Source organism: Arsenophonus endosymbiont of Apis mellifera, from assembly GCF_903968575.1.
GTDB classification, from domain to species: Bacteria; Pseudomonadota; Gammaproteobacteria; order Enterobacterales; family Enterobacteriaceae; genus Arsenophonus; species Arsenophonus apicola.
In genome coordinates this window covers 1-9,616 of record NZ_CAJCFU010000033.1, presented here as the reverse complement: position 1 = coordinate 9,616, position 9,616 = coordinate 1, and the positions used below count along the sequence as shown (strand labels likewise).

General features: G+C 45.3%; 10 protein-coding genes. 7 read left to right on the top strand and 3 right to left on the bottom strand.

All coding sequences use genetic code 11. From position 1 onward, the window contains the following. The first annotated feature begins 252 nt into the window (after positions 1-252). Genes H1X92_RS04270 through H1X92_RS04250 form a run of 5 tightly spaced genes read left to right on the top strand, consistent with a single transcriptional unit; the run spans position 253 to position 6,789 of the window. Complete coding sequence (locus tag H1X92_RS04270) at positions 253-876, top strand: recombinase family protein (RefSeq protein ID WP_006663401.1); 624 nt, start codon at positions 253-255, stop codon at positions 874-876. A gap of 56 nt (positions 877-932) precedes the next feature. Further along, on the top strand, positions 933-3,911 hold the full coding sequence (locus H1X92_RS04265) for a Tn3 family transposase (RefSeq protein ID WP_180558317.1): 2,979 nt from the start codon (positions 933-935) through the stop codon (positions 3,909-3,911). A 31-nt stretch (positions 3,912-3,942) separates the two neighbouring features. Then, positions 3,943-4,806, top strand: coding sequence for a type 4b pilus protein PilO2 (gene pilO2 / locus H1X92_RS04260; RefSeq protein ID WP_180559008.1), 864 nt, complete (start codon positions 3,943-3,945; stop codon positions 4,804-4,806). Further along, a complete protein-coding gene (gene pilP / locus H1X92_RS04255; protein WP_180559007.1) occupies positions 4,793-5,266 on the top strand; it encodes a type IV pilus biogenesis protein PilP in 474 nt (157 codons plus the stop codon). The genes pilO2 and pilP overlap by 14 nt, the downstream gene beginning before the upstream one ends. Positions 5,267-5,280: 14 nt before the next feature. Next, a complete protein-coding gene (locus H1X92_RS04250; protein ID WP_180559006.1) occupies positions 5,281-6,789 on the top strand; it encodes a GspE/PulE family protein in 1,509 nt (502 codons plus the stop codon). Positions 6,790-6,800: 11 nt separating this feature from the next. Here the strand turns inward: H1X92_RS04250 and H1X92_RS04245 are convergent, their stop codons facing one another. Beyond that, the gene (locus H1X92_RS04245) at positions 6,801-7,088 is read right to left on the bottom strand and encodes a type II toxin-antitoxin system RelE family toxin (RefSeq protein ID WP_180559005.1); all 288 of its coding nucleotides are present in this window, start codon (positions 7,086-7,088) and stop codon (positions 6,801-6,803) included. Next, positions 7,085-7,336, bottom strand: coding sequence for a type II toxin-antitoxin system Phd/YefM family antitoxin (locus H1X92_RS04240; protein ID WP_026824096.1), 252 nt, complete (start codon positions 7,334-7,336; stop codon positions 7,085-7,087). The genes H1X92_RS04245 and H1X92_RS04240 overlap by 4 nt, the downstream gene beginning before the upstream one ends. Positions 7,337-7,418: 82 nt before the next feature. Here H1X92_RS04240 and H1X92_RS04235 point away from each other — a divergent pair, with 82 nt between their 5' ends. Next, positions 7,419-8,135 carry a type II secretion system F family protein gene (locus tag H1X92_RS04235; protein ID WP_180559004.1) on the top strand — a complete coding sequence of 239 codons (717 nt, stop codon included), beginning with the start codon at positions 7,419-7,421 and terminating at the stop codon, positions 8,133-8,135. A 19-nt stretch (positions 8,136-8,154) separates the two neighbouring features. Here H1X92_RS04235 and H1X92_RS04230 read toward each other — a convergent pair whose 3' ends face one another. Then, positions 8,155-9,381 (bottom strand): RNA-guided endonuclease InsQ/TnpB family protein, encoded by a 1,227-nt coding sequence (locus H1X92_RS04230; protein WP_180558336.1) that lies wholly within the window; start codon positions 9,379-9,381, stop codon positions 8,155-8,157. A 58-nt stretch (positions 9,382-9,439) separates the two neighbouring features. Here H1X92_RS04230 and H1X92_RS04225 point away from each other — a divergent pair. After that, positions 9,440-9,616 (top strand): transposase (locus H1X92_RS04225; RefSeq protein WP_180558337.1); only part of this gene is annotated, 177 nt, incomplete at its 3' end.

Genomic DNA, 9,616 nt, shown 5'->3' with positions numbered 1-9,616 from the left:
GGGGTGCGCTTGGAAAACGGAAAATATCCTACGCTAAGGCTATTTTATGTACAAATTGATATTGTCTAAATTCTTTTACCTATTTAACCACTTCTCTTTCACCTCATCATTGTAAACTCAAAACCTAACCACGCATGACATTTGAGTACACCCCATTGTCACAAGCTAATGGGTTGACATTTTTCTATTAGATCATTACTTATCTGTCATATACATTATGATCACCACTTAAACGTCATCAATGGGTGAAAAATGTACATTCATGGTTATCTCCGCGCATCAACAAAAGAACAGGACGCTCTCCGAGCTAAAAATAGGATGAAAGCTTTCGTTGAAGAAAAAGGGTTTCGCATGGCCAGTTGGTACACTGAAAATGTATCTGGGGCCTCACTCCAACGACCAGAACTTTTACGTTTGCTTGATGATGCAGCATCTGGTGACATTATTCTCATTGAACAGGTTGATCGTCTTTCACGCCTAGATGAAAAGGGTTGGGAAAAATTAAAACGTCTTATCCAGGAAAAAGACCTTATTGTTGTTAGTTTGGATCTTCCAACAAGCCATATAGCTCTGACGTCAAATGTTGGCGATGAGTTTACCTTTGTTATGCTTAAAGCTATTAACGGGATGATGTTAGACATGCTGGCTGCTATCGCTAGAAAAGATTATCTGGATCGTCGCCGCCGACAACAGGAAGGTATAGCAAAAGCTAAGGCGGTAGGTAAATTCAGGGGGCGTCAGGCTGACCATCAATTGCATGAAAAAATCATTGAACTTCGAGTAAATAATAGGCAGAGCATCCGAGATACTGCGAGGTTATGTGGTGTTTCTGAACGAACGGTTATACGCATTGTTAAACAGAAAACATTTTCTTAATAGGCTTATATTTTGAAAATCAGAGCGAGCTATGTCCGTATTCTGGGAGAGCATTGATGCCACGACGACAAATACTGAGCAGTGATGAAAAAGAACGTTTACTGGTTGTACCTGATGATGACATCCTGCTCGCACGAATATGTTTTTTAAATGAGCAAGATCTGATTCTCATTAAAAAACATCGAAGACCCCCTAACCGTTTAGGCTTTGCAATTTTACTCTGTTATCTACGAGGGCTGGGTTTTACCCCAGATAAAAATGCGCTTCCCCACGATGGTATTCTATCCAGAGTGGCAGAGAGATTGAAACTCAATCCTGATTTATGGCAAAAGTACGCTGCTAGAGAGGAAACCCGTTGGGAGCACCTTGCCGAGCTCTATCGCTATTTACAATTAGTGCCATTCAGTAAGCCTTTGCAAAAAATGTGCATTAGTCATTTATATCCTCATGCTATGCGAACCGACAAAGGTTTGATCCTTGCTGAAGAGATGCTCATCTGGCTACATAATAATAATGTTATCTTCCCTTCCATTGATGTGGTTGAGAGGACCCTTGCTGAAGCCACGACAATTGCGGATAGAGCAGTGTTTACAGCACTGACAACGCAACTGGAACCACAACATAAAACAGCCTTAGATAATCTGTTGATCTCAGGGGATGAACAACTAAGCCGTCTTGCTTGGCTGCTTCAACCTCCGGGGAAAATTAATGGTAAAAATGTGTTGCAGCATATTGATAGATTAAATGCTATTGAGGGATTGGCTTTACCTGAAGGTATTTCGCTTTCCGTTCACCAAAACCGACTGCTCAAATTGGCTCGAGAAGGTAGAAAAATGAATAGCAGGGATCTGGCTAAATTCTCCGAGACACGTCGTTACGCCATGTTGGTTTGTGTTATCTCAGAAGCAAGGGCCACACTGACTGATGAAATTATCGAATTACATGAACGTATCTTGGGCAGTTTATTCAGTAGAGCAAAGCGTACACAGGCCGAACGACTTCAAAAAACAGGAAAACTCATTCAGAGTAAGTTAAAGCAATATCTTACCGTTGGGCAGGCTCTGCTAAATGCACGAGAATCAGGGGATGATCCTTGGACTGCAATAGAAGGCGTACTTCCTTGGCCAGAATTTGTCGCCAGTCTGGAAGAAACACAGTTTTTAGCCCGAAAGGATAATTTTGAGCCTCTTAATCTGATCACCGAAAAATACAGTACGTTGCGTAAATATGCCCCCCGTATGTTATCAGCATTGCAATTCAAGGCAACTCCTACAGCGCTGTCACTTAGTGAAGCGCTTGAGACCCTTAAAGAAATATACCGAAAACAACTCCGAAAGGTGCCGCCATCCGCGCCCATAAATTTTATCCCTGAAAACTGGAAAAAATTGGTCATAACCCCCTCGGGGATTGACCGAAAATACTATGAGTTTTGTGTCCTTAATGAGCTAAAAGGCGCATTAAGATCGGGTGATATCTGGGTAAAGGGGTCGCGACGCTACCAGAATTTTGACGATTATCTTATTCCTTCCGCTGATTTTGAAAAATTACTCAAAGAGACTCAGTTACCACTCGCCATTCCAACAGATTGCCAAAAATACCTTAGCTCACGTATGGCGCTGTTATCATCACGTCTGGAAGAAGTGAATGCGATGGCGATTGCGGGAGATTTGCATGATGTTGATATATCAGAAAATGGTGTAAAAGTAACGCCACTTGATGACAGCGTTCCTTCAGACGTTTCTCCTTTTGCTGACCTCGTTTATGCCATGTTACCTCGCCCAAAAATCACTGAAATATTAGATGAAGTGGACGGTTGGAGTGGATTTACCCACCACTTTACTCACCTCAAAAATAATCACGTCAGACCCAAAAACAAAAAGTTGTTACTGACGACTATCCTTGCAGATGGTATCAATTTGGGGATAACGAAAATGGCTCAGTCCTGCCCAGGAACAACAAAATCATCACTCGAAGGTATTCAAGCTTGGTACATCAGAGATGAAACTTATTCAGCTGCACTTGCTGAGCTGGTGAATACCCAAAAAAAGAGCCCGCTGGCAGCCGTGTGGGGAAATGGTACAACGTCATCATCTGACGGGCAAAATTTTCGGGTTGGAAGTCATGGTCGATATGCAGGACATGTAAATCTAAAATACGGCCCAGAGCCTGGTGTGCAGATTTATACTCATATCTCAGATCAATACAGCCCATTTTATACTCAAGTCATTAGCAGAGTAAGAGATTCTACCCATGTACTTGATGGCTTGTTGTATCACGAAAGTGAATTGGAAATTACAGAGCATTATACCGATACAGCTGGTTTCACTGAGCATGTCTTCGCACTTATGCATTTATTGGGATTTGCATTCTGCCCTCGGATCAGGGATCTTCCTGAAAAGAAACTATTTATCAAAGGGAAAGCAGAACAATACCCGGGGCTACAGTCGCTGATATCCTCGACGAGTCTGGATATCCGGGAAATTGAAAAACATTGGCATGAGGTACTTCGGCTGGCAACCTCGATTAAACAGGGAACAGTCACTGCGTCGCTAATGTTAAAAAAATTGGCGAGTTATCCCAAACAAAATGGTCTGGCAAAAGCATTACGGGAAATCGGTCGTATCGAACGAACGCTGTTTATGCTGGATTGGTTTTGCGATCCTGAGCTACGTCGTCGAGTGCAAGCAGGTTTAAATAAGGGTGAAGCTCGCAATGCCCTAGCACGAGCCATTTTTATGCACCGGTTAGGCGAAATCAGAGATCGAGGTCTGGAAAATCAAAGCTATCGTGCCTGTGGGTTAACATTGTTAACAGCGGCGATTACGTTGTGGAATACCGTATATATAGAAAGAGCTATCGAATCTTTAAAACGAAAAGGAATTCAGATTCATGAGGCATTAATTTCTCATTTATCCCCTCTAGGTTGGGAGCATATCAATCTAAGTGGTGATTATATCTGGCGGAATAATCTAAAGTTGGGCTCAGGTAAATACCGTCCGTTGCGTGCAGTTAATATAGGTCGGTACAAAAAATAAGCTTAGCGTAGGATATTTTCCGTTTTCCAAGCTGACCCCTAATAGTGAGCCAGAGACAGGCTGGCAGATTTTTGCACCAGAAGACTGGCAAATCCCCAATAGCACCCCTTTTGATTTGGACGCATTCATTTGCAAAGGGGGGTTCCCAGCTAGCGCGCGGTTTAAAACCACCTCTCGCCGAGGTGTTTTTTTGGGTATTACGGCGCTTTTGATTTTACTCGCCACCGGACATTGGGGCTTCCGCAGCTATCAGGCGCAAAAAGCAGCCTTGCACCAGGCAGAAATCAGAAAGACATTGCTTGCCCAACAGCAAGCGCAATCAACTTCAACCACCCCTTGGCAAGAAATGCCCCGGGTAAAAGCGTTCATCCAACGCTGTGGAGCGCAGTGGCAAGCGCTGCCATTATCGCTGGCCGGTTGGCGATTTACTGAGGCCCAATGTAGCCAGGACGGAACAATTCGTTTTGCTTACACCCGTGTGCCAGGGACTACGGTCGGTGATTTTGCCGAGCGCGTCAAACAGCATTTTCCGAAATCCCAGCCGTATTTTAACTTACCGCAGGAAGGGGACATTGGGGGCTTTTCGCAACCGGTCAAATTTCAGATGGTGAAAGATACACGGGCGTTGCCGGATAGGGATAGTCAAATCCAGCGCTTAACGACCTTTGCCCAACGCATGCGTCTTAATCTCAATCTTCAGGAGCCGGAAGCGTCAAATGAAGCGCTGACTTCATCGTGGCAACGTTTTCCCTTTACGTTGGAAACCCCTATCACCCCCATTTTGTTATTTGACGCACTCGACGATGTGGGATTGCGATTGCAGTCTCTGACCATCCGCCTCAGTCAGGGGCGTCTGCTTTACCGAATTGAAGGAGCATTGTATGCCAATGATTAAATATGTGCAGTTTTTTGCGATATGGGGGTTAAGTGGTGCACTCTTTGCGCAAACACCCTCTACGCTCACCTCACCCCAAAAATTACCGATGTTCGATATCGAAGAATACACCGTGAAGCATCTGGAGCAGCTGCAGGCAGAAACCATTTTGCTAGAAGCGAAAGCCGCGCGGGCAAAAATACAACGGGAGCTTCAAGACAGTGGGGTGAATGTGCAAATATCGAAATCACGCGCAATTGAAGGCGTGAAGGCCTCCCCCAACACACTGTTGCCAAAAGTAGAAGAAATATACGGCAGTGGCAAGCAACTGACCGCCAGACTGATTTTTGCTAATGGAAAAACCACTGAACTTCATCACGGTGAGCGGGTTCTCGATACGTCTTTTTGGATTGAATCCATTACCCCACACGCGGTCATCGTCGGGGATGGAAACGAAAAACGCCTGCTGGGATTTTATTAAAGGAGTAACCCCTTATGTTAAGTACCCTTCCACCGCCCGATGCAGAGATTGCCCGTTTTGTGCGGGTGAAATCTGGAGAAGACGGGCTGATTGATGTTTTTGTGGCAGAAAACTTTGGCGGGAATTTTGACGTTCAACGCTATGTCGGTCAACTGGAAAAACAGTATCCGGGTTTAATTCGTCTGGCGATTGTTTCCCTCGACGAGATGAATCAAGTTGCTATTACGCTACCAAGTGACGTAACTAGTCACAGCGTTAATCAGCAACGGGTATTAAATTACTTTCGAAAGGCAATCGCGCTATCCGCCTCTGACCTGCATTTTACCATTGGCCGAGATGGCAGTGAATTCTGTTTTGTTGAGGCCAGAGTCCACGGTGAATTACAACGGCTGGATTGTATCAACAAGGAAGAGGGGATGGCGCTGGCGTCCACTATTATTCTGTCGATGTGTGACGTCACCGAGAAGCAGTTTTACCCCAATCTTCATCAGGATGGCCGGATTGCCGAGCGCTTTTTAAAGCCACTGGGGATATTTGGCGCCCGCTATGCGCATATGCCCTCGGTCTGTGGGCTGTATGTGGTGATGCGTTTGATTAAAGATGACGGCGACAACGTACCGGACTTTGAAACCTTAGGCTTTCTGCCAGAGCAAGTCAAGGTTTTGAAACGGATTTTGCGGCGCCCTGAAGGCGTAATGATTTTATCGGGGCCAACCGGCTCAGGAAAATCGACGACGTTACGCACCGCGGCATCAACGTATCTTTCAATGTGGCGTTGTGTCAACAAGTTGCCGACAAGACGGTTGTTAACCATTGAAGACCCACCCGAAGGGCGTATCTACGGCGCAATCCAGACGCCGATTATTGCGGACAAGAAAAATACCGAAGAAATCAAGCGCGCTTGGCTGCTCTCGATGGCTTACGCACTGCGCTGCGACCCAGACGCCATCTTAAACGGCGAAATCCGCGATTTGGAATCGGCCATCACCGCATTAAAAGCAGCGATGACAGGGCATCTATTGATGACGACCCTACACGCCAATGATGCGTTAAGTATCCTGGAAAGACTGGAAATAGAAGGGGTATCCGCCCGACTGATTGCAGACCCGCAACTGTTTGTTGGACTCATTAGTCAACGCCTGGTACAACGCTTATGTCCGCACTGCAAAGTGCCCTATCAGCAGGTAGCCGGGCAGCTTGAGGAGGACGATCGCTTGCTGATTGAACACCAATGCCAGCCTGAAAAGGTGTTTATGCGAAAATATGAAGGATGCGAGTATTGTCAATCCGGGATTGTCGGGCGCATTGTGGTAGCGGAAGTATTATCCCCGGATGCGCAATTTTTTGAGCTGTATCGGACAAAGGGAAAGCTGGCTGCAAAAACCTACTGGCATCGAACATTAGGCGGTATCACCCGCAATCAGCACCTGTTGCACTACATTCATGCGGGAGAAGTTGACCCACTGGCGGCGCATTTTATCTGTCCGATTGATGAAGATAGTTATACGTTGCTGCCCGAATAAAGAGGAGGATGTCAACGCAGTCGTTTGCTAGCAAGTTTATAAACTTCACTATGCTCACGTTTTCCAACGGCAACAACTGCAATGATTAACTCATCCTTGATGATTTGGTAAACAAGTCTGAAGCCAGATGATCTGAGTTTAATCTTATAGCAATTTTGCATTCCTTTCAGCCTGGCTGCTGGAATATGCGGATTCTCAGCGCATTTCTTCAACTTCCTGGCGAATTGCTGTTGAATGGAACGATCAAGACTGTTCCATTCTTTAAGTGCATCAGTTCTGAACTTAACTTTATGGATCATAAATAACGATCCAGATTGACATCATGCAATGTTTGCTCTGCACGCTCTTTGACCAGGTTTGCTAATTCCTGGTCATCAATAAACTCTAACATTTGTTCATATAACTCGGCAGGAATGCAGTAAAACGCAGGTTGATTACGATTCAAAATTGCAACCGGATACCCATCTCCTGAATTAACTGTTGCCATTGGGTTTGTTTTCAATTCAGTAATGCTAGCCGTTGTTGTACTAAGAATGGTTGTTGGCATAAAAACCTCACTAAGAAACCTATTTATAGGTTTTATTTTAACATTAAAAAACTTATTAACAAGTCTTTTTTATGGGGTCAGCATGTTTTCTTCTTTACCTTTTACAGGCATCCAACCTCACCTCAAAACGATGCTTCGCAGGATTTACCAAAAAACCTTCACAGCCAAAGACCGTATCGCTTTTTATGACCAGCTGGCGTTTTTGCTGGATAACAACAAATCGTTGCAGCAAGCCTTTCTTGATATGCGAAGCGTGGTCACCGATTTTGGTCGCAAGCATCATCCCTTTGCAGTGCTGTTGACCGATTGCCTATCGGCGCTGGATGAGGGGCAGGGGGCATTTGAACTGGTGTTACTGGATTGGCTACCTGTTTCGGAGGCGACCTTGATTAACTCGGGCATGTTATCGGGCAACCTGTCTGCGGCGTTGCGGCGTGCGGGTGAGATAGTCGCGGGGAAAAAAAGGATGGTTACCGCCTTGCTTGGCGCGTTAACCTATCCGCTTTTTTTGCTGGGGCTAATTGGGCTGATGATGAACATGGTCTGTGAAAAGTTCATCCCGAAGCTGGCCGGTCTCGTACCCAGAGAAAAGTGGACAGGTGCGTTAAATTATTTAGCACTGCTTTCTGAGTTTGTCGTGGATTTTAAGTGGCTGCTGCTTATGGGGGGACTTGCGGTGCTATGGCTTGTTGTCTGGTCAATGGGGAATTGGGTTAACCGGAAGGTGGCCGAGAACATTCCCCCCTGGTCAATTTACCGCGCAATTCTTGACATCCTCCCCCACCTTCACACTTCGTGACTCAGGAGGGGGATTCCCGTTAGTCGGAGACTATCTGATCGCTCAGAAGCCTGGTTCCTGCTGCTGACGGCATTACTGCACCGTTCACTTCACAGGCTAACACGGCATGTCCTGCCGCTAAAATGTTACGAGCTCCGTTGATATCTGCGTTCTCTGTATACCCGCACTCAAGGCACTCGAATCTACTTTGTGATTGACGATTTTCTTTCGCTGTATGACCACAACATGCACACCGTTGACTTGTATATGCCGGAGGCACAGCTAATACCTGACCACCGCGCCATAGCTGCTTGTACTCAAGCTGACGGCGCATTTCATACCAACCCTGATCCAGTATCGAACGGTTAAGTCCTGATTTTGCCCTGACATTCCGTCCGTGCTGCTCTTGTGTACCTTTTGCCGATTTCGACATGTTACTGACCTTTAAGTCCTCAATGACGATCATCGCGTGGTTTTTGCTGATTTCACTGGTGACTTTGTGAAGGTAGTCTTTGCGGATATTGGTTATATGCGAGTGGAGACGTTGGATTTTTCGCTTCTGTTTTTTCCAGTTATTGCTGAATTTAACTTTACAGCTTAACTGACGCTGGAATTTCGCCAGCTTTTTTTGGTTGGTTTTAAAACTGTTTACAGGTTCAAACACTGTGCCGTCTGACAGCGTGGCGAGTCTGGTTACACCTGCATCCAAACCAATCATTGTTGCTGACGAATGAGGCTGAATGTCCATTTCCAGTTCGACCTGAAACGATATATACCAGTGTCCCGCATGTTGGCTAACGGTTGCGTTTTTAATCTTACCGTACAGCTTTTGCGACTGCCGGAACTTTACCCATACCAAACCTGACGGTAATCTCACTCTGCCATTATCGAGCTGACAATATTTATCAAAATTAACAAAACGAACTGAATCACGCCCGTCATTTTTCCTTTTAAATACAGGAGCTTTTGCTGCCAGTTTTTTATCAAAGCAGCGTTTCCATGCCCCGTGCAGATCTTTGAGTTTCTGCTGAAGATTATCCGTGTAGGCTTCTTGCAAAAAGGAATGTTCCGGCTTTTTTTTCCATTCTGTGAGCATCCGATTTAGTTCAAACGCTGACGGTAGTTTACCGCCGGATTCAATAATGCGTTGCGTCTCTGCTAGCCCGTAATTCCAGATAAAACGAGCGCATCCGCACAACTGCCGCAAACGTTGCGACTGTTTTTCGGTTGGTTCGAGTCTGAATTTGTAGGCTTTTAGAATTAGCATTATTACTCAGTGTGTAGTAAATTATCTCACTATCTTACCGTATATCCGGTTAATTTCAATGCAAAAATATAAAATCAACCGTTCAAGACATGCAGCGTTTCTTTTACATGTTCACCTTGTCTTTGTGACTAAGTACCGAAAGAAAGTACTCAGTGGCTTGCACTACAAAGCATTTCATCAGTATGCAGGTGAAGTGTGTCGCGACTTTGGGGCTGATTTAAAGGAAAGTAACGGA

Excerpts from the sequence above, each read along its gene's own strand:
- H1X92_RS04240 (WP_026824096.1), bottom strand. The coding sequence starts at position 7,336 with ATGCCAACAACCATTCTTAGTACAACAACGGCTAGCATTACTGAATTG.
- H1X92_RS04265 (WP_180558317.1), top strand. The coding sequence starts at position 933 with ATGCCACGACGACAAATACTGAGCAGTGATGAAAAAGAACGTTTACTG.
- H1X92_RS04250 (WP_180559006.1), top strand. The coding sequence starts at position 5,281 with ATGTTAAGTACCCTTCCACCGCCCGATGCAGAGATTGCCCGTTTTGTG.
- H1X92_RS04235 (WP_180559004.1), top strand. The coding sequence starts at position 7,419 with ATGTTTTCTTCTTTACCTTTTACAGGCATCCAACCTCACCTCAAAACG.
- H1X92_RS04245 (WP_180559005.1), bottom strand. The coding sequence starts at position 7,088 with ATGATCCATAAAGTTAAGTTCAGAACTGATGCACTTAAAGAATGGAAC.
- pilP (WP_180559007.1), top strand. The coding sequence starts at position 4,793 with ATGCCAATGATTAAATATGTGCAGTTTTTTGCGATATGGGGGTTAAGT.
- H1X92_RS04270 (WP_006663401.1), top strand. The coding sequence starts at position 253 with ATGTACATTCATGGTTATCTCCGCGCATCAACAAAAGAACAGGACGCT.
- H1X92_RS04230 (WP_180558336.1), bottom strand. The coding sequence starts at position 9,381 with ATGCTAATTCTAAAAGCCTACAAATTCAGACTCGAACCAACCGAAAAA.